Annotated in this window: 21 protein-coding genes, 1 tRNA gene and 2 pseudogenes; 12 read left to right on the top strand and 12 right to left on the bottom strand. The window is 65.7% G+C overall.

The genetic code is table 11. From position 1 onward, the window contains the following. Positions 1-53: 53 nt before the first annotated feature. From ABQ137_RS14840 to ABQ137_RS14825, 4 genes are all read right to left on the bottom strand, one after another. Positions 54-1,853 (bottom strand): chloride channel protein, encoded by a 1,800-nt coding sequence (locus tag ABQ137_RS14840; RefSeq protein ID WP_046344585.1) that lies wholly within the window; start codon positions 1,851-1,853, stop codon positions 54-56. 167 nt (positions 1,854-2,020) lie between these two features. Then, the gene (gene map, locus ABQ137_RS14835; RefSeq protein ID WP_184519338.1) at positions 2,021-2,797 is read right to left on the bottom strand and encodes a type I methionyl aminopeptidase; all 777 of its coding nucleotides are present in this window, start codon (positions 2,795-2,797) and stop codon (positions 2,021-2,023) included. Then, positions 2,794-3,006 carry a ParD-like family protein gene (locus ABQ137_RS14830; protein ID WP_024938505.1) on the bottom strand — a complete coding sequence of 71 codons (213 nt, stop codon included), beginning with the start codon at positions 3,004-3,006 and terminating at the stop codon, positions 2,794-2,796. Before ABQ137_RS14830 ends, map begins: the two co-directional genes overlap by 4 nt. 132 nt (positions 3,007-3,138) lie before the next feature. Continuing rightward, positions 3,139-4,275 carry an MFS transporter gene (locus ABQ137_RS14825; protein WP_221439383.1) on the bottom strand — a complete coding sequence of 379 codons (1,137 nt, stop codon included), beginning with the start codon at positions 4,273-4,275 and terminating at the stop codon, positions 3,139-3,141. A gap of 305 nt (positions 4,276-4,580) precedes the next feature. Here ABQ137_RS14825 and ABQ137_RS14820 point away from each other — a divergent pair, with 305 nt between their 5' ends. The 5 genes from ABQ137_RS14820 to ABQ137_RS14800 all read left to right on the top strand — a co-directional run bounded on the left by ABQ137_RS14820 (position 4,581) and on the right by ABQ137_RS14800 (position 8,263). Then, positions 4,581-5,183, top strand: a complete 603-nt coding sequence (locus tag ABQ137_RS14820) for a TetR/AcrR family transcriptional regulator (RefSeq protein ID WP_260214043.1) — start codon at positions 4,581-4,583, stop codon at positions 5,181-5,183. Positions 5,184-5,409: 226 nt separating this feature from the next. Next, entirely contained in the window at positions 5,410-5,748 is a 339-nt protein-coding gene (locus tag ABQ137_RS14815; RefSeq protein ID WP_349783064.1) for an ArsR/SmtB family transcription factor, read from the top strand. Between the two features lie 60 nt (positions 5,749-5,808). Further along, positions 5,809-6,219, top strand: coding sequence for an arsenate reductase (glutaredoxin) (gene arsC / locus ABQ137_RS14810; protein WP_080931373.1), 411 nt, complete (start codon positions 5,809-5,811; stop codon positions 6,217-6,219). A gap of 14 nt (positions 6,220-6,233) precedes the next feature. Then, complete coding sequence (gene arsH, locus ABQ137_RS14805; RefSeq protein WP_181097625.1) at positions 6,234-6,941, top strand: arsenical resistance protein ArsH; 708 nt, start codon at positions 6,234-6,236, stop codon at positions 6,939-6,941. A 17-nt stretch (positions 6,942-6,958) separates the two neighbouring features. Next, positions 6,959-8,263 (top strand): arsenic transporter, encoded by a 1,305-nt coding sequence (locus ABQ137_RS14800; protein WP_349783061.1) that lies wholly within the window; start codon positions 6,959-6,961, stop codon positions 8,261-8,263. A gap of 88 nt (positions 8,264-8,351) precedes the next feature. Here the strand turns inward: ABQ137_RS14800 and ABQ137_RS14795 are convergent. After that, positions 8,352-8,815, bottom strand: a pseudogene (locus ABQ137_RS14795) (DNA-methyltransferase); the annotation flags it as partial. 397 nt (positions 8,816-9,212) lie between these two features. Here ABQ137_RS14795 and ABQ137_RS20695 point away from each other — a divergent pair. Further along, entirely contained in the window at positions 9,213-9,596 is a 384-nt protein-coding gene (locus ABQ137_RS20695) for a hypothetical protein (RefSeq protein WP_503021221.1), read from the top strand. Next, positions 9,593-9,859 (top strand): hypothetical protein, encoded by a 267-nt coding sequence (locus tag ABQ137_RS14785; RefSeq protein ID WP_181141100.1) that lies wholly within the window; start codon positions 9,593-9,595, stop codon positions 9,857-9,859. The genes ABQ137_RS20695 and ABQ137_RS14785 overlap by 4 nt, the downstream gene beginning before the upstream one ends. A 143-nt stretch (positions 9,860-10,002) precedes the next feature. On the opposite strand, the gene ABQ137_RS14780 is transcribed toward ABQ137_RS14785, so the two are convergent. The 4 genes and pseudogenes from ABQ137_RS14780 to dtd all read right to left on the bottom strand — a co-directional run bounded on the left by ABQ137_RS14780 (position 10,003) and on the right by dtd (position 13,283). Further along, positions 10,003-10,078, bottom strand: a tRNA-Ile gene (locus tag ABQ137_RS14780). Positions 10,079-10,360: 282 nt separating this feature from the next. Next, positions 10,361-10,674, bottom strand: a pseudogene (locus ABQ137_RS14775) (hypothetical protein). Between the two features lie 186 nt (positions 10,675-10,860). Beyond that, complete coding sequence (gene rpoD / locus ABQ137_RS14770; RefSeq protein ID WP_016902493.1) at positions 10,861-12,735, bottom strand: RNA polymerase sigma factor RpoD; 1,875 nt, start codon at positions 12,733-12,735, stop codon at positions 10,861-10,863. Positions 12,736-12,842: 107 nt separating this feature from the next. Next, a complete protein-coding gene (gene dtd, locus ABQ137_RS14765) occupies positions 12,843-13,283 on the bottom strand; it encodes a D-aminoacyl-tRNA deacylase (RefSeq protein WP_349783060.1) in 441 nt (146 codons plus the stop codon). Here dtd and ABQ137_RS14760 point away from each other — a divergent pair. Continuing rightward, complete coding sequence (locus ABQ137_RS14760) at positions 13,282-14,298, top strand: lauroyl acyltransferase (protein WP_184433176.1); 1,017 nt, start codon at positions 13,282-13,284, stop codon at positions 14,296-14,298. The two genes, dtd and ABQ137_RS14760, sit on opposite strands and share 2 nt — an antisense overlap. Before the next feature lie 54 nt (positions 14,299-14,352). On the opposite strand, the gene ABQ137_RS14755 is transcribed toward ABQ137_RS14760, so the two are convergent. Beyond that, entirely contained in the window at positions 14,353-14,874 is a 522-nt protein-coding gene (locus tag ABQ137_RS14755; RefSeq protein WP_016902496.1) for a GNAT family N-acetyltransferase, read from the bottom strand. A gap of 244 nt (positions 14,875-15,118) precedes the next feature. Between ABQ137_RS14755 and ribA the strand changes: the two genes are divergently transcribed. From ribA to ABQ137_RS14740, 3 genes are all read left to right on the top strand, one after another. Then, complete coding sequence (gene ribA / locus ABQ137_RS14750) at positions 15,119-16,252, top strand: GTP cyclohydrolase II RibA (RefSeq protein WP_054591098.1); 1,134 nt, start codon at positions 15,119-15,121, stop codon at positions 16,250-16,252. Between the two features lie 138 nt (positions 16,253-16,390). After that, positions 16,391-16,867, top strand: coding sequence for a PH domain-containing protein (locus ABQ137_RS14745; RefSeq protein ID WP_184434329.1), 477 nt, complete (start codon positions 16,391-16,393; stop codon positions 16,865-16,867). Next, a complete protein-coding gene (locus tag ABQ137_RS14740) occupies positions 16,864-18,369 on the top strand; it encodes a PH domain-containing protein (RefSeq protein WP_104575557.1) in 1,506 nt (501 codons plus the stop codon). Before ABQ137_RS14745 ends, ABQ137_RS14740 begins: the two co-directional genes overlap by 4 nt. A gap of 86 nt (positions 18,370-18,455) precedes the next feature. On the opposite strand, the gene ABQ137_RS14735 is transcribed toward ABQ137_RS14740, so the two are convergent. Continuing rightward, complete coding sequence (locus ABQ137_RS14735) at positions 18,456-19,514, bottom strand: CDP-glycerol glycerophosphotransferase family protein (RefSeq protein WP_184519307.1); 1,059 nt, start codon at positions 19,512-19,514, stop codon at positions 18,456-18,458. Here ABQ137_RS14735 and ABQ137_RS14730 point away from each other — a divergent pair, their 5' ends adjacent. Then, a complete protein-coding gene (locus ABQ137_RS14730; protein ID WP_024938520.1) occupies positions 19,515-20,339 on the top strand; it encodes a glycosyltransferase family 2 protein in 825 nt (274 codons plus the stop codon). Positions 20,340-20,461: 122 nt separating this feature from the next. Here the strand turns inward: ABQ137_RS14730 and ABQ137_RS14725 are convergent, their stop codons facing one another. Further along, positions 20,462-21,739, bottom strand: coding sequence for an O-antigen ligase family protein (locus ABQ137_RS14725; RefSeq protein ID WP_184519304.1), 1,278 nt, complete (start codon positions 21,737-21,739; stop codon positions 20,462-20,464). Positions 21,740-21,885: the final 146 nt, after the last annotated feature.

Below are 21,885 nucleotides of genomic sequence, written 5' to 3'. Positions count from 1 at the left end.
CTACCGGGCCAGCATGCGCCCCGTCGCTTCAGCCGCTGCCGGCAGCGCGTGGCTCAGTCGTCGCCGAGCACACGCTCGCCCATCAGTTCGCGTTCGCGCTTTTCCAGTTCTTCGGCATAGCGCTTGCGCACGAAGCCTTCCGACAACACGCCCAGCACCTTGCGTTGTGCATCGATCACCGCCAGCTCGTCGGCCTGCGTAGCGTCGAAGACCTTCATGACCGCCACGATGTCGGTGTCTGCCAGCAATGCCGCATCGCGGTGCTTGGCGTAGTCGCTCACCGGCGCATCGGCCTGCACGTTGTCCGCATACAGCACTGCCAGCGGCACCACACCGGCGTAATGGCCGGCGGCGTCTTCCAGCACCACGCGCTGCGTGGACCCCAATGGAAACCGCCGGCGAAACTCGCTCACCGTGGTGTCGTGCGCAGTGTGGTTGGCGTCCTTGCGCATCATCTTGCCGGCCGACAGATTGCGCACCCACCCCACGTCGCGTGCGCTGCGGATGTTCTCGCCACGCAGATGCAGGCGCCAGGTGGAGAACGAATAGCCAAACACCTGGCGCACCACGGTGTTGGCCACCAGCACCGCCACCATCACCGCGCTCGCCAGCACAAAGTCGTGCGTGCCCTCCAGGATCAGCATGGCCATCGTCATCGGCGCACCGACAATGGCTGCCGCCAACGCGGCCATGCCAACCAACGAAGCGCTGGTGATGTCCACCGCCGCGGCGCCGACCAGCAGGTTCAGGAACACCGCAAACAGGCTGCCCACCAGCGAGCCCATGAACAGCGAAGCGAAGAACAGGCCGCCACGGAAGCCGAAACCCAGCGAGATGCCCGACGCGATGCATTTGAGCACCAGCAAACCGGCCAATACCTGCAGCGTGCTGCTACTGGTCAGGTCCAGATGCAGGGCGCCATGTCCCGACGACAGCACTTGCGGCGAATACATCGCCAACGGAATCAGCAGCAACCCGCCCACCACCGGGCGCCCCCAGAGCGGCAGCTCGATCCGCCCCACGGCGCGTTCGATACCGGCCACCAGCCGCATCACCGCGATGCCGATCAACGCGCAGGTCAGCCCCAGCGCGATGTAGATCGCATAGTCGCGCGGCTGCAATTGATAGGCGACCGCCGCCGGCAACGAATACGGCGCGGCACCGAGCGCGTTGGCCATGAACGCGCCGGCCAGCGCCGCCGCAGCTACCGGCGCAAGCGCCGACGGCGTATAGGCGCCGATCACGATCTCGAACGCGTAGAACGCACCGGCCAGCGGCGCCCCGAACGCACCGGCGATCGCGCCTGCCGCGCCGGCACCGACCAGCGTGCGCATGTCGGCCCGGCGTACCCGCAGAACACGGCCCAGCTGCGAACCGGCGCCTGCGCCCATCTGCGTGTAGGTCGCCTCCAGCCCCACCGATGCGCCGAAACCGTTGGACAGCAGCGTCTGCACCGCAACGATCAGGTTGTCGCGCATCGACATGCGCCCGCCGTGCAGGGCATTGGCTTCCACCGCATCCACCAGCGGCCGCTTGCGCCGCCGCGCCAGCAAGGCCACCAGGCCCACCAGCAGGCCGCCCAACGGCAACACCAGCAACTGGGTGGCGGTGATCGATTCGGCGGTACTGAGCCGCTCGCCCGGTGCAAGCGCGTACAGCCAGGCCTGCAGCGCATGCGCCATGCCGGCCTGCACCACCATCAGTGCCGCCGCGATCAGCCCCACCACGGCTGCCAGCCCGATGAACCACAGATCGTTGGCGCGCAACTGCCGGCGCAACCACTCCAGCGGCCGTCGCCAGGATGCTGCCGCCGGGTGCACGGCGTGCGTGGGGTTATGAGGAAGTGGCTGCATGGAAGACCAGCGCTCCGCCGGATCAGGGTGCCGGCGCACGGGAGACGTCAGCGATGCGGCCTAGTGTGCAGCAACCTGGCTGACCTGCCGCAGTCTGGCCGCGGCAGTGCACGCAACGAACACAGCGGCGGCAGCGGGCGCAGGCCACACGCCGGGGGACGGCGCGCTCACCCCAGCGCACACAGCGGCTTTTCCCCGGGGCGCAAGGTCAGCACACGCACACCGGTACGCGTCACCGCCACGGTGTGCTCGAACTGCGCCGACAACTTGCCGTCGCGCGTATGCACCGGCCATTGATCCGGCTCGGCGCGGGTCGCCGCCCTGCCCTGATTGATCATCGGCTCAATGGTGAACACCATGCCTTCCTGCAGCTGCATCCCCGTGCCGGCATGCCCGTAGTGCAGGATCTGCGGCTCTTCATGCATCTGCCGGCCGATGCCATGCCCGCAATATTCCTTCACCACGCTATAGCCCTGCTCGCGCGCATGCCGCGCAATCGCATGACCGATGTCGCCCAGCCGCGCGCCCGGACGCACCGCCGCAATCCCCTTCCACATCGCCTGATAGGTGGCCTGCACCAGCCGCCGCGCCGGATACGCCACCTCGCCCACCAGATACGTCGTGCTGGAGTCGGCGATATAGCCGTCCTTTTCCAGCGTGATATCCAGATTGACGATCTGCCCGTTGCGCAGCACGTCCGCGGCCGCGGGCACGCCATGGCACACCACATCATCGATCGAGGCGTTGAGCACGAAGGGAAAGTCGTACTGCCCCTTGCTGGCCGGCCGCGCGCCCAGCGCGTCGACAATCATCCGCTCGACGAAGTCGTTGAGTTCCAGCGTGCTGCGGCCTGCCAGCGGCAGCTGATCCAGCGCATGGAACACCTGCGCCAGCAGCGCACCGGCGTTGGCCAGCAGCGCAATCTCCGCCGGCTGCTTGATCATGTCCGCGCCGGTTTCAGGGATTGCGGCCGCACGCCTGCCGCGCGCAGTTCCTGCGCCACGATGTCCTGGAACGAGGATTCCGGATGCATCTCGCACAGCATGCCGACCTTGATCCAGAAAGTGGCCTGCGCGTTGATCGACCGGCTGGTCACCGTGCACGCGCGACGCAGCTGATCGTGCAGTTCGTCATCGATATTGACGATGCCCATGCAAGCTCCTGTGTCATGAATATACGAATCGTATATGAAACGTATAAATTCCCGCAATGCCGGCAGTTGCCTGCGGCTGCGCTCGCTAGGTACCAGGCGGACGCAGCCGGGAAGACATCAGGCAGGGCAGCGCTAGTGACCGGCAACCGGCGAGCGCGCGCCCGCCGCAAAGCCGTGCTGTCGGGCACGCCATGCAATCAGCAGCCCGATTGCCAGCAGCAAGGCCATGGCAACCGGAAAGGTCTGCGCCCCCCATTGGTCCAGCAGCACGCCGCCCACCACGCCACCGCCGGCGATGACGCTGTTCCAGGCAACCACGTTGAGCGACAGCGCAACATCGGCGCCTTTGCCTGCGCTGTCGGCAAGCGCGGTCTGCAGCAGGGTCGCCGCGCCACCAAAGGTCAGGCCCCACACCGCCACACAGACGTAGACCACAGGCTGCACGTCTTGCAGCAACGCCAGCACCACTGAGATCGCAAGGAACGTCGCCAACGACACCAACACCGTGCCACGCAGATGCTGCTCCACCAACTTTGCCGCCACGCCGATGCCGACCAGTGCCGCAACGCCGAAGATCAACAGCAACACGTCCACGCGATGTGCCAGCCCCGCGTGTGCGGCGAACGGCGCCACATAGGTGTACAGGATGTTGTGGGCCAGCATCCACGCCATCACGGTGGCGAGCACCGGGCGCACGCCGGGCGTGCCGAGCACCTTGCGTAGCGGCACCCGCTGCGCTGCGGACTGGCCGGGGTAGTCGGGCACCTTCAGCAGCACCCACACGATCAGAATGAGCGTCAATCCGGACATCGCGGCGAACGCGCTGCGCCAGCCCAGTATGCCGCCCATCCAGGTGCCCAGCGGCACGCCGAGGGAAAGCGCAACCGGCGTGCCCACCATCGCAATCGCCATGGCCCTGCCCTGCTGGTCCGGCTGCACCATGCGCCGCGCGTAACCGGCAAGCAGGCTCCACGCCAGGCCTGCCGCTGCGCCGGCAAACAAGCGCGCCACCAGGGTCAGCGCGTAACTGGTCGACAGTGCGGTGACCGAGTTGAACAGCAGGAAGCCGACGATGGTGAGCAACAGGACGTTACGCCGCCTCCACTGCTGGGTCGCAATGGTCAACGGAATTGCGGCAATCACCGACCCCAGCGCGTAGGTGGTTACCGTCTGCCCGGCCAGTGCCGGGCTGATACCAAGGCCTGCGGACATCTGCGGCAGCAGTCCTGCCGGAAGGGTTTCGGTCACGATGCAGATGAAGCCGGTCATGGCCAGCGCCAGCAGCGCGGCGACGGGCAATGGCGGCGGGATCGCGCTGGCAGTGGATGCAGTTGGAGAGGTCACACGCTGTCCTTTGTTGGGGAGGGAAGATCTCGGTCGGACCACTAGATATATATCGATCGATACACATAAAGACCGAAAAAAGCAGGTCTTCGTCCTGAGACCTGCCGGCCGGCACCACTGAGTGCCTACATATGTATCGCTCGATATATATATCTACAGGTTGGCTGCGTTGTCAACGACATCTGTATCGATTAGTCTTGATGTAGAGATCGGAGGGCGCCATGGCGCAAATGGGAAGGCCACGCAGCTTCGACCGTGACGCCGCGGTGGAAGAAGCGCTTCACCTGTTCTGGGAACAGGGCTACGAGTCCACCTCGTTGAGCCAGCTCAAGGCCGCGATTGGTGGCGGCATCACCGCGCCCAGCTTCTATGCCGCCTTCGGCTCGAAGGAAGCGCTCTTCAAGGAATGCATGGACCGCTACCTGGCGACCTACGCCAAGGTGACCCACTGCTTGTGGGACGCCGCGCTCGGCCCCAGGCAGGCGGTGGAGCTTGCGCTGCGCCGCTCCGCCAAGATGCAGTGCGAGCGTGGCCACCCGAAAGGCTGCATGGTCACGCTGGGAGTGATGAGCGCGCCGTCGCCGGAGCTTTCGGCACTGTGCACACCGCTGACGCGCTCGCGCGCACGCACGCGCGCCGGCATCCGCGCCTGCGTGGACCGCGCCATCGCCGGCGGCGAACTCGGGCCCGCCGCGGACGCCGCCGCACTGACCTGCGTGTTCGACAGTTTCCTGCTCGGGCTATCCACGCTGGCCCGGGATGGCATGAGCTTCAAGGCGATGGATGCCGCGATCACGCAGCTCATGGGGTTTTGGGACGCCCAGGCGCGCTAGGTAGGCAGCGCTTCAACCTTGCCGCCGAGCAAGGCTGGAAGTCGATGCGCGTGTGCTCAAGCGTATCCGCAAGTGCTGTGGCTGAAGCCCCTGCCACAGCCGGTGGCCCCGGCCAATCCCTGATGCACTGGTCCTACGGCGGTTGGTGCGCGGCACCGGCCTCCGCCGTGCAGGCGCAAACTGAACCAACTATTGCACTTTGCAACTATATTTGTAGAGTAGCGCAATGAAAGACGATTCCGCTGTTGCAGCCCTCTCTGCCCTCGCACACACCGATCGACTGGCCGCATTCCGAATGCTTGTTCGCGCAGGCCCTGACGGCATGCCGTCAGGGGAGATTGCCGAGCGGCTTACGATCCCCCCAACACGAATGAGCTTTCACCTCGCAACGCTGGAGCGTGCTCGCCTGCTGCGCTCCTGGCGCGATGGGCGACGTGTCCTTTATGCGGCGAGCTACCAGGACATGCGCCAGCTGCTCTCGTTTCTCACCGAGGACTGCTGCTCGGGGAACCCAGAGATCTGTGGTGTGGCCCTGACTCGTTGCGCATCGGAAACCTGCGTTTGAGCCTTCCTCAGCCTTAATGCCCGTCGGCCTGACACGGCCCAGCTCAAGGAGATCATTGCGATGCTGACGATCTATCACAACCCTGCCTGCGGCACGTCCCGGAACGTCTTGGAGATGATGCGCCAGTCTGGCGAGGACCCTGAGATCATCGAATATCTGCACACCCCCCCGACGCGCGAGAAGCTGGTCGAGCTAATTGCCGCCATGGGCATTGCGCCGCACGATCTGTTACGCCAGAAGGGAACCCCGTACGCGGAGTTGGGCTTGGACAATCCTGCCCTCACTGACGAACAGCTGGTGGACGCGATGATCGCGCACCCAATCCTTATCAATCGTCCCATCGTCGTTTCCGATCGGGGCGTGGCGCTCTGCCGGCCATCCGAGAAAGTGCTCACGTTGCTGGCCCACCCGGTCGCGTCCTTTACGAAAGAAGACGGCGAAGCGGTGACAACAGGGGGAGCGTCGAAGTGATGGGTGGCGTTGCCATGGATCTACCCGGCATCGATCCGACACACCTCACCCCAATCGACGTCAACGCACTGGCCACGCCCGGCGACCCCAGACATCCGCCCCGCATCCTCATCCTGTACGGCTCGTTGCGCGAGCGCTCCTATTCGCGGCTGCTGGCAGAGGAAACTGGCCGCTTGTTGCGCTGGTACGGCTGCGACGTACGCATCTTCGATCCGCACGACCTGCCGCTGCCCGACGGGGCGGCTCCAGACCACCCGAAGGTGAGTGAATTACGCGAGCTCGCCTACTGGTCGGAGGGTATGGTTTGGGTCAGTCCGGAGCGCCATGGCGCGATGACAGGGATCATGAAAGCGCAGATCGACTGGATTCCTCTCACCGAGGGCGCCAAGCGCCCGACGCAAGGCAAGACGCTGGCCGTCATGCAGGTTTCCGGCGGTTCGCAAAGCTTCAATGCTGTGAACCAGCTGCGCGTGCTCGGCCGGTGGATGCGCATGCTCACGATCCCGAACCAGTCATCCGTTGCCAAGGCGTTTCAGGAGTTCGATGAGTCCGGGCGGATGAAGCCGTCTGCCTACTATCAGCGCGTCGTCGACGTTTGCGAGGAACTGGTGAAATTCACCTGGCTTGTGCGTGGCCGCTCGGCGTATCTGACCGATCGCTATTCTGAGCGAGTTGAAAACGCTGAAGAATTGTCCAAGCGCGTAAATCAGCGCTCCATCTGACCACTGCGGAGCGCTGCATGCTTGCCCTCGCGATTTTCATCGTCACCCTTGTTTTCGTCATCTGGCAACCGCGCGGGATTGGCATCGGCTGGTCGGCCCTCGCCGGTGCCGCAGTCGCTTTGGCTACCGGCGTCGTCGGGTGGAACGACGTCGGCACCGTGTGGGGGATCGTGTGGGATGCGACCTTTACCTTCGTCGCCCTCATCATCATCTCGCTCATCTTGGACGCGGCCGGCTTCTTTGCCTGGGCAGCACTGCACGTGGCTCGATGGGGCGGCGGCAATGGTCGGAAACTGTTTCCACTGATCGTTCTGCTAGGCGCCACGATCGCTACGGTTTTCGCTAACGATGGCGCGGCCCTTTTGCTGACGCCCATTGTTCTCGCCATTTTGCTGCGCCTGAATTTCCCACCTGCCGGCGCGCTCGCGTTCACGGTGGCATGTGGTTTCATCGCTGACACGGCAAGCCTTCCGCTCGTTGTCTCGAATCTGGTCAACATCGTCACGGCGAACTTCTTTGACGTGTCATTCGGACGCTATGCAACGGTCATGGTGCCGGTGAATCTAGTGTCGGTCGTAGCGACACTGATCGTGCTGTGGCTCTGGTTCCGGCGCGACATTCCTCGCACGTATCCGGTCAGCGATCTCGAAGCGCCGCGTGAGGCGATACGTGACACGGCGGTCTTCCGTGCTGCCTTGCCACTTCTCGCGTTGCTACTTGTGGCGTATTTCGTGACCGGGCCGCTCGGTGTACCCATCGCTCTGGTGACGGGCGCGGCCGCGCTGATGCTGATGGCAATTGCTGGCCGCTGGGCGACGGGCGGCAGAGGCGCCACGATGCAGCTGACGAAGATTCTGCGCGAAGCGCCCTGGCAGATCGTGCTGTTTTCGGTTGGCATGTATCTGGTGGTCTACGGACTCGGCAATGCTTGGCTAACTAAAGCGGCAAGTGCGGTCCTTGAGTGGCTGGCGGCGCAAGGAAGTTTTGTGGCCACGATCGGCACCGGCTTCGCAGTGGCGGGACTCGCCTCGATCATGAACAACATTCCGGCAACGCTGGTGGGCGCGCTCGCGATCGATGGGGCCAACCTTCCCGATGCTACCCGCGAATTGATGATCTATGCCAACGTCGTGGGCAATGATTTGGGTCCTAAGCTCACCCCGATCGGCTCGCTCGCGACGCTTCTATGGCTGCATGTCCTCGCCGGGAAGGGCCAACGAATCACGTGGGGCCAATACATGAAGGTGGGACTGATACTGACGCCGCCCGTTCTATTGGTTACCCTCGTCGCGCTTTGGATCTGGCTGCCGCTATCGCAATGATGGTCTGGGCGGTTGCTTGGACTGATGCGCAACAGGTTGATGATGGCGCAACGAAATCGGGGCCGAGAATTCTCAGCTCCCGTGAGTTTTACAGGGAGCCTAACCGCTCGGACGCATAGCCCACATAGTGGCTAGTCATCTCCACACCGGTCCAGCCGTATCCCTCAAGCTCGGCCGCTACCAGTGTCGTGCCGCTGCCGGCGAAGGAATCTAGGATTCGTCCGCCTGTCTCGCAGATCTTGACCAGCTGCCGCATCAAGTCGGTGGGTTTGCCGGTCAGGTGATGCTTGTCAGCCTTGCGCACCGATTCACGGATGACCCCCGGCAGCACAGGCGCGCGGCGATCCAGTGGCATGTTGCCCTTGCTGCCCCACACGATGTGTTCGGCTTGGTTCCAGCAGCGCCCCAACTGCGGCCGCACGCCTCCGGTCTTGTCCACACAGTGATGTCGCGCCAGGCAAAGCCGGCGATCTACAGCGCGTCGGTGACCAGCAGCACCGGCGCGCCTTCCTTGAGCACGCGCGCGCACTCGGACAGCCACAGGTGCATCCACCCCGGCCTTGCACAGCAGGCGGGCGCATTCGCCACAACGGAGGTTCTTGAGCATTGCGTGGTCTTGCGGTGGGACGAGTTTACGCCTGCTCGTGGCGTAATTCGGTCAGGCTGGCACTACTGGAACTGAAAAGTTGCTGCGTGGAGCGATGGCGCAATTCGCGCCGGCATACGCTTATGTCGGCCAACACCGCCTTAAGGATCGCGGCGCTCACCAATCGTTTCGGCACCGCCACCGCTATGAAGTGTGTTGCCTCGAGACTATTGCTATAGCGTTGCGGATTTTTCCGTTGACACGCTCCTAGCAGCGGAGCGAGTATTCCAACGTCGCCGCACATTCGGCGACCGGGATTGGTCTCCCGAATCAAAAGGCGCACCAGCGCCCATCGATCGATGCATGGCGCTTTTTTATCGCCCGCATCGTCGCGGGCGCATGCCGGCCAGCTTTATGGCGGGCGGTGCGCGGGGGCCGCAAGGCCCACCGGTTCCTTTTGGCCGGCAGACCAACCGCGCACTGTCCGCCACCCCGATTGGTCTCGGCGTGGCGGATTCCAAAACACAAAAGGAGTCCAGCATGTCTTACAACACCCAAGTAGCGCCCGCGTCTGCGGCGCGCCAGATGCCCCAGCGTGTGGGTCTAATCGCCAACACCCTCGAATGCAGCCATACCGCGTGGCTGAGCCTGATGGCACGCCTCGGAAGTACAGGCGCCATCACGATTGCCGACGCTGCTGCAGCGATCACTGCCGTCGACGCCTTAGATGCGCAGGTGCGGCGATGAGCACTAGCAAGCAGTTCCGTGTCTGCACGGGCGTCACCCTCAGCTTCGAAATGATGCAGGGCTATGTGCTGGCCATGCTGCATTCCCACGCGCAGCCTGGTCTGCCGCCGCTCCTGATCGCCTGCGAAGCCACCGGCTTTGATGACGTCTTGCCAGGCGGCGATGCGCAGAGCATCGTGCTGGGCCGGCTGCATGTCTGCATGCATGAAGACCCGGCAGTTGATGTCCTCACCTGGCTGCGCAAGCAAGCGCACCGCAACTGAGCGGCACGATGACTACCGCACACGCAAACGCTTATCCAGAAGACGCCGACTACGCGATCAGCGAAGAAGAACACGACGTGTCCCGGTAGTTTCCGAGCAGCAAAAAAGGCACTTGGCCGCGCGTCCAAGTGCCTGCTTTCTATTGGTGGGCCCACCAGGATTCGAACCTGGAACCAAAGGATTATGAGTCCTCTGCTCTAACCGTTGAGCTATAGGCCCGGCAGGGTGGGTGGCGAGATGCGGGGCATGTCGGACCGTCCAGCTGAGGCGAAAGTTTACCTGTCCGCGCGCGTCGCTGTCTGCTGACATCAGGCATCGATGAGGAGAAGCGCCCGCACCCACCCGTGCCCGTGCATGCCCACAAAAAAGCCCGGCGCGAGCCGGGCTTCTAAATTTGTATGCGATGACCGCGCCTTGCGCACCATTCGCGGTAGGTGATCCGGTGCTACAAGCACCCCAGCAATCAGCGCCTCAGCAATCCCGAATCCCCAATCCCGGCTACTAAGCCACCTCAAGCTGCGCATCGACCAATTGCCGGCCTGCACGGAATCCCTGCGCGATGGCTTCCTGGTAGGTCTCCCATCCCTGTTCCCGGCCACCGATGCGTGGCTGGCGTTTGCCGCCCAGTGCATACACGTCGACCCACAGCGTCCACCTGGCGCCCGGGGACGCCTGCTCGGTGCGTACGCGAATCTCGTGCTCGCGGTATGTGGTGGTTTCAAAGCGGCTTTGCCTGCTCATACGACGGCCTCGTTCCATTCGTCCATCAACTTAGAAGCCACGGCTAGAACGTCACGTGAGTCAGGCAGAAACACGGGCTTTATGTTGCGCCGCTGTCTGGCTTCGTCGCCGGGGCGTGAATGTCGCCTGCGCCATCCCCGGCGCGTTGGTGCTTCGGCGACGTCCACCCGGGCAAGCATAGCTCGCGGCATGCCCCACAACGCAACAGCCCCGCATGTGCGGGGCTGTTGTGTGATCACTGCACCGATACGGCTACCGGATCAGTCGATGTCCAGGAACGAGCGCAGCTGTTCCGAACGGCTCGGGTGACGCAGTTTGCGCAACGCCTTGGCCTCTATCTGACGAATCCGCTCGCGGGTGACGTCGAACTGCTTGCCCACTTCTTCCAGCGTGTGATCGGTATTCATGTCGATACCGAAGCGCATCCGCAGCACCTTGGCCTCGCGCGGGGTCAGCCCTGCCAACACGTCCCGCACCGTCTCGGAGAGATTGATGTTGGTGGTGTTGTCGATCGGGGACTCCACGTTGGTGTCCTCGATGAAGTCGCCCAGATGCGAATCCTCGTCGTCGCCGATCGGGGTTTCCATCGAGATCGGCTCCTTGGCGATCTTCATTACCTTGCGGATCTTGTCCTCGGGCATGTCCATTTCCTTGGCCAGCTCCTCCGGCGTAGCCTCGCGGCCGAACTGCTGGAGCATCTGGCGGGAAATGCGGTTCAACTTGTTGATCGTTTCGATCATGTGCACCGGAATACGGATGGTGCGCGCCTGATCGGCGATCGAACGGGTGATGGCCTGACGGATCCACCACGTCGCATACGTCGAGAACTTGTAACCGCGGCGGTATTCGAACTTGTCCACGGCCTTCATCAGGCCGATGTTGCCTTCCTGGATCAGGTCGAGGAACTGCAGGCCGCGGTTGGTGTACTTCTTGGCGATGGAGATGACCAGGCGCAGGTTGGCCTCGACCATTTCCTTCTTGGCCTTGCGTGCCTTGGCTTCGCCATAGGCCATCGCGCGGCTGATCTCCTTGATCTCGCCCAGGGTCAGGTAGTTGGCCTTCTCCATCTCGATCGAGCCCTGCTGCTCGGAGACGATCTGGTCCTTGACGTCGCGCAGCGCCGACGACCACTTCTGCTTGCGCTTGAGTGCGTCTTCCACCCATTCCAGGTTGGTCTGGTTGCCTTCCCAGGAGCGGATGAAATCCTTGCGCGGCATGCGTGCCACGGTGGTGGCCAGGTGCAGCACCTTGCGCTCGTGATCCTTGATGCCGTTGACCACGCCACGCAGCTGGGTGACCAGCGCATCGGTCAGCGGCAGCGGCAGCTTGAGCGTGGTGAAGATGGCGGCCATGTCTTCGCGCGCCTTGACCACCAGCTTGTGCTCGGCGCCGTTCTTGGCATAGATCTTCTTGAACTTGGCGTATTCGTTGGCCAGGTTCTCCATGCGCGTGGCCACTTCCACCGGGTCCGGACCGGTCGGGCCGGCCTCTTCCTCGGCAGCGTCGTCATCGCCGTCTTCGTCGTCGTCTTCATCGACCGCGTCTTCGTCCACGGCGACCGGGCCGGCGGCGGCCAGCGCAGCAGCGGCGGCGTCGGCTTCTTCGATCAGGTCGTTGAAACCGACCACGATCTCGGCCAGACGCTTCTTGCCTTCCTTGTGCGCTTCGTAATCGGCCAACAGCATTTCGGTCGACAGCGGGAACACGCCCAGCGCTGCCTGGACCTGGCTCAGGCCTTCTTCGATACGCTTGGCGATGGCGATTTCGCCTTCGCGGGTCAGCAGCTCGACCGTACCCATTTCGCGCATGTACATGCGCACCGGGTCGGTGGTGCGGCCACCTTCGGTGTCGAGCGCGGTCAGCGCGGCGGCAGCTTCTTCGGCTGCGGTGTCGTCAACCTCGCGGTTGCCGGTGTTGCCATCGTTGAGCAACAGGGTTTCAGCATCGGGGGCAACTTCATGGACATCGATGCCCATGCCGTTGATCATGCTGATGATGTCTTCGATCTGCTCCGGGTCGACCAGGTCGTCGGGCAGGTGGTCATTGACTTCGGCGTAGGTCAGATAGCCCTGTTCCAGGCCCTTGCTGATCAGTAGCTTGATGTCGGATTGCTGGGCAGGACGTTCGTTGGCCATGAGTGCTCGCGCCACCGGCTTTGAGATTGGAAAGAGAACCTAGCATTATACCAGCGTGAAGCCCGGTCTGCCGGATTCAAGACAGGACCGCTGGTGGACGTGGGTTTCTAGGGTCTGAGAAGGAAGGTCACCGGGCCATCGTTGACCAGGTCGACAACCATATGGGCACTAAAGCGCCCGGTTTCCACCCCGCCGCGATGTTTTTGCCGGCAGATCGCCACCAATTGATTGAACGCCCGTTCAGCCTCCAACGGCGGCGCGGCCGTGCTGAAGCCGGGGCGATTGCCGGAACTGGTGTCTGCGGCCAGGGTGAACTGGCTGACCAGCAGCAGGCCGCCGCCGGTGTCGGTGAGTGAGCGGTTCATCTTGCCGGCGTCGTCGGCAAACACGCGGTAGCCGAGCAGGCGCTCGGCCAGGCGCCGGATCTGCGCGTCGCTGTCGCCGGGTTCGACCCCGACCAGAGCCAGCAGCCCGGGACCGATCTGCCCGATGGTCTGCGCATTGACCGTGACGGCGGCGCGGGTGACACGTTGGATCATCGCAAGCATGAGCACTCTCCGGCAGCAAACTGTGCCGCGCAGCATGCCCAGCACGGTTGGCACTGTCACGCGCGGGTCATCGCCGGCCGCGCTGTTTAGAATTGCGCGGATGAAACCCGATGTTCGCGCTCGCCTGCTCTACGCCACCGCCGCCACCGTGGGCCGCCTGCCGTGGCCGTTGCTCAAACGTGTGGCCGACGCGCTGGCCTGGAGCTGGCGCAAGCTCAATGCGCGCGAGGCGCGCGTGGCACGCCGCAACCTGGAACTGGCGTACCCGGAACTGGATGCCGGCCAGCGCGCGCAGCTGCATGCGCAGGTGCTGCAGTCGACCGCGCGGCAGACGCTGGAGGTCTTGCGCACCTGGACCCGCCCGCCAGCCGAGAACCTGGCGCGGCTGCAACGCAATGGCCAGGCGCTCTACGACGCCGCGCTGGCTTCCGGGCGTGGTGTCATCGTGGCCGCGCCGCACTTCGGCAACTGGGAGCTGCTCAACCAGTGGCTGTCCGAACGCGGGCCGATCGCCATCGTGTATCGCCCGCCGGAATCGGACGCGGTGGACGGTTTCCTGCAACTGGCACGCGGCGGCGACAACGTGCGCCAGGTGCGTGCCGAAGGCCCGGCGGTGCGGCAGTTGTTCAAGGTGCTCAAGGACGGTGGCGCGGTCGGCATCCTGCCCGACCAGCAGCCGAAAATGGGCGACGGCGTGTTTGCGCCGTTCTTCGGCATCCCCGCCCTGACCATGACCTTGGTCAACCGACTGGCCGAGCGCACCGGCGCGATCGTGCTGTATGGCTGGTGCGAACGGGCCGGCGGCGACCTGCAATTCGCGTTGCATGTGCAGCCGGCCGACCCGGCAGTGGCCGACGCCGACCCGGTGCGCGCGGCCAGCGCGCTCAACGCGGGCATCGAACAAATCGCCCGGCGCGACCCGGCGCAATACCAGTGGACCTACAAGCGCTACACGCTGCGCCCGCCGGGCAGCGGCGAGCCCAATCCGTATGCGACCGAGCGGCATCCGCACTGACGCCGGCTGGCTGAAGACGGAGCCGCTCGCACACAGCGCGGCGGCGGCAGCGGCTCAATCGTCGTGCGGATCGGCCGGCGTGGCGAGGATGCGCTGATAGAACGCCAGGTCCAGCCAACGGCCGAACTTGAAACCGGCCTCGCGCACGGTGCCGGCATGGGTGAAGCCGAACTGTTCGTGCAGGGCGATGCTGGCCTGATTGCTGGCATCGATGCCGCCGACCAGCACATGCACGCCGCGCTGTTCCGCCGCCGCGATCACGCCCTGCAACAGCAGGCGTCCAAGCCCCTTGCCGCGATGGTCGCGGTGCACGTAGATCGAATGCTCCACGCTGTACTTGAACGCCGGCCAGGCGCGGAAGGTGCCGTAACTGGCGAACCCCATCAGGCTGCCGTCGGCAGCTTCCACCCCGATCACCGGAAAGCCGCCCGCGCGCTTGGTCGCAAACCAGCCGACCATGCTCTCCGGTGGCCGCGGCTTGTAGTCGTACAACGCGGTCGAGTTGGCGATGGCGTCGTTGAAGATCTCCAGGATGGCGCTGGCGTGGCGGTCTTCGCTGCAGTCGATGAGAGACATGGGGTCCGGTGCGGGCAGAGGGTCTTGGGATTAAAAGCCATTGCCGGGCGATGAACAACGCAGCTGGCATGCAACCAATCCACGCCTGCCGCGCAACTCAAACGGCGGGCGCTGGATGCAGCGTTCCACCCGGCCGTGGCGACTGGCGCTTGCGAACCACGCGACAATGGCCGCACGCGGCAGGCAACAGCCGCGGCGGCGTCCGCCTTGAAGCGGCCGTGGCAATCCCCATCTGGAGTCGTGCATGAGCAGCCCCGTCCCCTCCCCCAGCGCACAGGCCTTCGGTGATCCGGCGGCGATCCGTTGCGAGCGCGCCGCCTCCGAGCTGCGCGCCGGCCGCCCGGTGCTGCTGACGGCGGCCAACGGGCAGGCGCGCGCGGTGCTGGCGCTGGACAGCAGCACCGCGCAGTCGTACGCGGCCTTCGCGCGTGCGGCGCAGGGGCGGCACTATCTGTTCGTCACCCCGACCCGCGCCCAGGTGCTGGGCCTGAGCGCGCCGCAGGGCGCACGCGTGGCGCTGGTCGAACACGACTACGACCAGCTCGCTGCCCTGGCCTACCTGCGCGACACCCCGGTACCGACGCAATGGACCCCGGGCGATGCGCTGGATGCCGGCGCGGTGGAAATCGCGCGGCTGGGCCTGCTGCTGCCGGCGATGCTGGCCGTGGAACTGCACGGCGCGGATGACCACGCCGCCTTTGCCGGTTGCCAGTCGCTGGCACTGGACGATCTGGGCAGCGGCTGCGCCAAATCCGCCGCGGCCGGCTACGAGTTGGTCACCCGCACGCCGGTGCCGTTGCGCGGGCTGGGGATGAGCGAGTTCGTGGTGTTTCGCGGCGGGGTGGCGCAGCGCGACCAGGTGGCGATCGTGGTCGGCCAGCCCGACCTGTCGGCGGCAGTGCCGGTACGCGTGCATTCCTCCTGCCTGACCGGCGATCTGTTCGGTTCGCTCAAATGCGATTGCGGCGACCAGCTGCGGCATGGCCTGGCCAAGCTGAAGGAACTCGGCGGCGGCGTGCTGCTGTATCTGGATCAGGAAGGCCGCGGCACCGGCATCGCCGCCAAGATGCGCGCGTACGGCTACCAGCATGCCGGCCTGGATACCATCGATGCCGACGCGCAACTGGGCTTCGGCCCGGACGAGCGCCGCTACGGCAGTGCGGTGGCGATGCTGCGCGGTCTGGGCATCGGCCGGATCCGGCTGCTGACCAACAATCCCGCCAAGGCCGAGCGCCTGCGTGCGGCCGGCATCGCGGTGGAAGACCGCATCCCGGTGACCGGCGACATCACTCCGGAGAACGAGCAGTACCTGCGCACCAAGGCCGCGCGTGCCGGGCATGCGCTGGATGTGGATGCGCTGATTCTGGCCGCGCAGTAAGCGCCGCTGCGCCGGATGCGCCCGCCCGCGGCGCCCGGCTATGCTTGCGCACCGCTCCTGCAGGCCAACCTTGTGCACGACGCTCCACCGCCGCACCCCGAGGTCATCGTCGCTGCCGCGCCGGAACAGGCTCCGGCGGTGGACCACACCCAGTGGCAACCGCTACCGCAACGCGGTGCGTATGTGGCCGGCGTCAACGGCGCGCTGGGCGGCGGATGTGTCGGGCTGATCGCCGCCGGCGTGACCGTCACCGTGCTGCACGCCTGGCATGACTGGCCGGTGGTGCTGGGCGTGACCGTGGTGGCCGCGCTGCTGGGTGCGTGGTTCGCGGTCAAACGGCATCGGCTCACCCACTGGAAACTCGACCAGCACGGCCTGGCGCTGCAACGCGGCCATCTCTGGCAGAGCGACACGCGCATCCCGATTTCGCGCGTGCAGCACGTGGACCTGCGCCGCGGCCCGATCGAACGCGCCACCCGGCTGACCACGCTGGTGGTGCATACCGCCGGCAGCCGGCTCAACGCGGTGGCCTTGTCCGGCCTGGATCAGGGCGATGCCGAACGCCTGCGCGACCGCCTCGCCCGCCAGCTCGATCACGACGACGACGCGCTGTGAGCGCCATCGAACACCCCGGCCAGGACGAGCAGCGCCTGCATCCGCTGTCGTGGGTGTTCGTGTTGTTGCAGCAGATCCGCCAGTTCCTGATTCCGCTGGCGGCCCTGGTGCTGTTCGGCAGCCGCGATGGCAGCCGCGACTCGGCCGACCACATCGCCACCGGCGTGGTGATGGCAGTGCTGGTGGCAATCTCGGTGCTGCGCTATTTCACCTATCGCTACCGCATCGGCACCGATGGGGTGGCGATCCGCAGCGGGCTGCTGGAACGCAGCCGGCGCGATATCCCGTTCGCGCGCATCCACAACGTGGTGGTGCATCAATCGCTGCTGCACCGGCTGGCCGGCGTGGCCGAGGTGCGCCTGGAATCGGCCGGCGGCCACAAGCCCGAAGCGGAAATGCGCGTGCTGCGGCTGGACCAGGCACTGGCGCTGGAAGACCTGATCCGTCGCCGCACGCATGACGCCGATGCCGGCACGCCGCAGATCGAGGCCGACAGCAACACGCTACTGCGTCTGCCGCTGGGCGAAGTGATCCGGCTGGGGCTGATCTCCAATCGCGGCATGGTGGTGGTGGCTGCCAGCTTCGGCGTGATCTACCAGATGATTCCGCGCCGCACCGTGTCCAACTTCGTCGAACACAACGGCGAGCTGGCCTACCGCTACGTCAGCCAGATCCATCCGGGGGCGGCAGTGACCGCCGCGTTGGTGGTGCTCGGCGCCCTGGCCGTATTGGTCGCAATGCGCGCGCTATCGGTGGCGCTGGCGGTGGCGCAGTACCACGGCTTTCATCTCAGCCAATCCGAGCGCCGCCTCACCGTGGAGCGCGGCCTGCTGACGCGCATCCGCAGCAGCGTGGCGCTGCGGCGCATCCAGTCGTGGACGCTGTACGAAAGCCGCCTGCATCGCCTGTTCGGCCGTCGCCAGTTGCGGGTGGAGACTGCAGTAGCCGGCAGCGCCGACCGCGAAGGCAGCGCATTGAAGGAGCTTGCGCCGATTGCCGACCCGCAGCGCTGCGATGCCTTGTTGCAACGCCTGCTGCCGGGGATCGCCTGGCCGCCGGCACAGTGGCAGGCGATCGCCACGCATTGCTGGTGGCGATTGAGTCTGCCCACGCTGCTGTTGCTGCTGCCGCTGGTGATCGGCCTGGCCTGGCAGTTCGGCAACCAGGCGGCGTGGTTGCTGCTGTGGTTGCCGTGGAGCGCATTCAAGGCGCATCGCCAGGTGCACCGCATGGGCTACGCGGTGGATGCACGGTTTGTCGCCGTGCGCGGCGGCTGGTGGAAACGCTGGTGGCGGCTGGCCGAGCTGGACAAGCTGCAGGCGCTGCAACTGCAACGCTCGCCGCTGGACCGTCTGTCCGGCACCGCAACGCTGTGGCTGGACACTGCCGGCGCCAGCGCGGCCGGCCCGGGGTTGCGGCTGCGCTTCGTGCCGTTGGCGCAGGCGCAGGCGCTGCAGGCGCAGTTGGGTGCCGCGTTGGCGCGACGCAAGCTGCGTTGGTGATTGGGAATCGGGATTGGGAAGTCGGGATTCGGGATTGGGTGAAGTGCTGATTGGCAGCGGTCTCGTCGATGCGCAACTCGCAGTGATCAGCGTTGTACCGGGCCCCAGTATCCGAGTTCGCGGCGGATCTGCAGGCCTCGCCACACTGCGCCCAGCGGCTTGCGCCGCAGTGGGCCGAGCTTGCCGGCGATGAAGTCCTCGGTCGCTGCGATCACCCGCTCCGACGACTGCCCGTCGCGGTACGGGTGGATCGCATCGGCATAACGGGCGAGTGCATTACGCAGCAACGCATCCGGCGCCAGCGCGCGCGCCAGCTGCTGCGGCAATTGCCCGGGCTGCTGGAAGTCCAGCATATGCGGCTGCGGCACGCGGTTGCGGAAGGTCACCACCGGTTTGTGCTGCACCACAAACTCGGACACGATCGACGAGGTATCCGACACCAGCACATCGGCCGCACGCTGCGCGGCCATCACTTCTTCGGGTTCGACAAAGCGGGCATGCGGCCCGGCCAGCGCGCGATAGCGATCGAACAGCTCCGGCGCGCACTTCGGATGCAGCGTCAGCAGCCAGTAATGCGCACCGCGTGCGATATCGGCGGCGATCTCGTCGTAGAGCGCGGGCGCAGCGCTCAAGCGCTCGGTAAACGTGGAGCCGAACAGGATCACCGGGCGCCCGTTGGCGGGCGCGCGCAGTGCAGCGCTGCGGCCGCCATCGTCGCGGAACACCGGGTCGAGCTTGGGCCAGCCGGTTTCGACCACGGCAAAATGCCCTTCGCGCTCGGCAAGCGCGCGAAACGGCGCCGTGGTGGCCGGGCCCTGCGTGCAATACAGATCGAACAGCCCGCGCACGCGGAAGTGCCCGCGGTTGTCTTCGCGTTTCTGCACATTGAACCCATGGAACAGCTGCACCTTGGCGCCCGCAATGAACGGTGGCACCCAGTTGGCCGCACTGAACACCGCACGCGGGCGCAACGCCAGCGCCTCGCGCAGGCCAACCTCGCGCACCTCCGGCAACGCCAGCCCGCGTGCACCGCCCTCGAACCACGCCGACACGGCGTGCCCGCGGGCCTGTAATGCCTGCGCCAATGGCGCCAGAATAGGCAACGCGTAACGTTCCGTTGCGAACAGCAGGTATTGAGCCATCACATGTCCTCTTCGACCGCACCCGACGAACGGCCGCGCATCAGCGCCTGCATTATCGCGTTCAACGAGGCCGATCGCCTACGCGACTGCCTGCGCTCGCTGGCGTTCTGCGACGAGATCGTGGTGGTGGACTCCGGCTCCACCGACGCCACCGTGACGCTGGCCACCGCACACGGCGCACGCGTCCTGCAGCGCGCCTTCGATGGCTACCGCAGCCAGAAGGCGTTCTGCGTTGCGCAGGCCAGCCACGACTGGGTGCTGTGCCTGGATGCCGACGAACGCGTCAGCGATGCCTTGCGGGCGTCGATCGTTGCCGCGCGCGATGGCGGCTTTGCCAATGCCGCAGGCTATCGCTTCGCACGGCTGTCGGATTATTTCGGCCGGTTCCTGCGCCATGGCAATGCCTATCCGGATCGGGTGCTGCGCTTGTTCGATCGACGCCGCGGCGGCTGGCGCGGCAAGCGCGAGATCCACGAGGCGGCCAGTGTCGACGGTGCAGTGGTGACCCTGGCGGGTGATCTGATCCACTATCCGTACCGCTCACTGGCGCAGCAACTGGCCAAGACCCAGCGCTACGCGCAGATGATGGCCGAACACGACCACGCCCGCGGCAAACGCGCGACCTGGAGCAAGCTGGTGCTGGCGCCGGCCTGGCGCTTCTGGCGCGGCTACCTGCTGCGCGGCGGGTTTCGCGATGGCTGGCACGGGTTGATCTATGCCTACGTGCGCGCCAACTACGTGCGCCAGAAGACCATCATGCTGTGGCTGCTGCAGCACAACCAGCCGGTGCAGGACCCGCCGCGTGCGGACGAGCGGCGCGGCGACTGAGAGCGGTCAGCAACACGACTGCGCTCGCCGCTACGTCGGCGCAAGACGCGCTCGAAGCCGGCAGTCCACCACATCAATTCCGGTGACGAGCGAATAACCCATCGCCACCGCAAGCCCGCTTGCTAGACCTTGTCGGCCGCTCGAGCCGGGAACTCCTGCGCCTGACGCGCTGCCAGCCCGACCAGCACGCCGACCATCGCCGTATAGAAGCTGGCCGACACCTGGTGCGCAAACATGGACTGGGTCAGTCCGCACAGCGCATAGCTCACCACGATCATCACCCCGGCCGCGGCCGGTCCGCGGAACTGGCGCTGGCCGCTGCGGCGGTGCAGCCGCACGAAGATCCACAACGGCACCCCGTAGACCGCAAACAGCAGCAACAGGCCCGGCACGCCCTGGGTGGCGCCCCACTCGGCCAGATCGTTGTGCGCATGGCCCAGATGACAGCGCAGCAACCAGGTGTCGCCGGCGCACACCGGCAGCTCGCGCATCGCATCGTCGAAGCGCCCGACGCCGATGCCCGTGAGCGGATGCGCGCGCAAGGTGTCCCAGGCTACATGCAGGCGCTCGATCCGGGCACCGGCGGAGGAGTCGCTGTCGCCGACCTCATAGCGCTGCAGGTCGCTCTGCAACTCGCCCAGGCGCATCTGCTGGGTCAACGCCGGCACGCTGAGCACCACGCCTACCGCCAGCACCGCACTGCCGACGAAGGTCAGCAAGCGCATGCGTGCGCTCTGCCAGGGCGCGCCCCAGATCAGCACGCCCAAAGTCACCAGCAGCGACAACCACACCCCGCGGCTGCCGCTGAGCACGATCACCACCACCGTGGCGATGGCCGCGCCCACCAGCCAGCGCACCTTGCCAGGCGGGCGGCAGAACACCGCCACTACCAGCAACATCAGCGCGATATCGGCAAATACAATCGCATTGGTCCAACCTTCCGCGCGGTCGGCACCGTTCATCACCTGCAGCATGGCGATCAACATTGCCGCGAACACGCCGGCCAGCGCGCCACGCCATAGCCAGACCTGGCGCGGCCGCAATGCGTACGCCCACAGGGCCGCCCACGGCAGCACCAGAAAGCGCGAGCGGTTGTCGACATCGCGCAGCCCGTGTTCGAACAGCACGATCGACAACAGCGACATCGCGATCACCGCCGCAGCCAACCACCCCAGCGCGCGCAGCGACCAGGGGCGCATGGCAACGCCTGCGCGCAGGCTGCGCCACCCCACCAGCGAGCCAAGCAACAGGCACAGCCCGAACGGCAGCAACCCGCTCGGCATGCTGACCACCAGCGCGGTCAACGCGAACACGCCCAGTTCGGCAATGCCCACACCTGCGGGTGACGCGATGGGGGCCGACGAGGAAAGCGCAGCGGGCTGGGTGGGCAAGGAATTCATTCAGACATCGGTGGCAAGTGGGGGTGACATCGGGCGACACGCGTCAGCGACGCCGGCCAAGCTAACGATGCCCCGCATGAATCCATGCTAGACAGCGGCCGGCGACGGCATTGACGGGCCGCCGATCGCGGCAGACACCTGCGCTG

This window comes from Xanthomonas sp. WHRI 8393, from assembly GCF_040203315.1.
Classification (GTDB): domain Bacteria; phylum Pseudomonadota; class Gammaproteobacteria; order Xanthomonadales; family Xanthomonadaceae; genus Xanthomonas; species Xanthomonas arboricola.
This window is presented reverse-complemented; position numbering and strand designations above follow the sequence as displayed.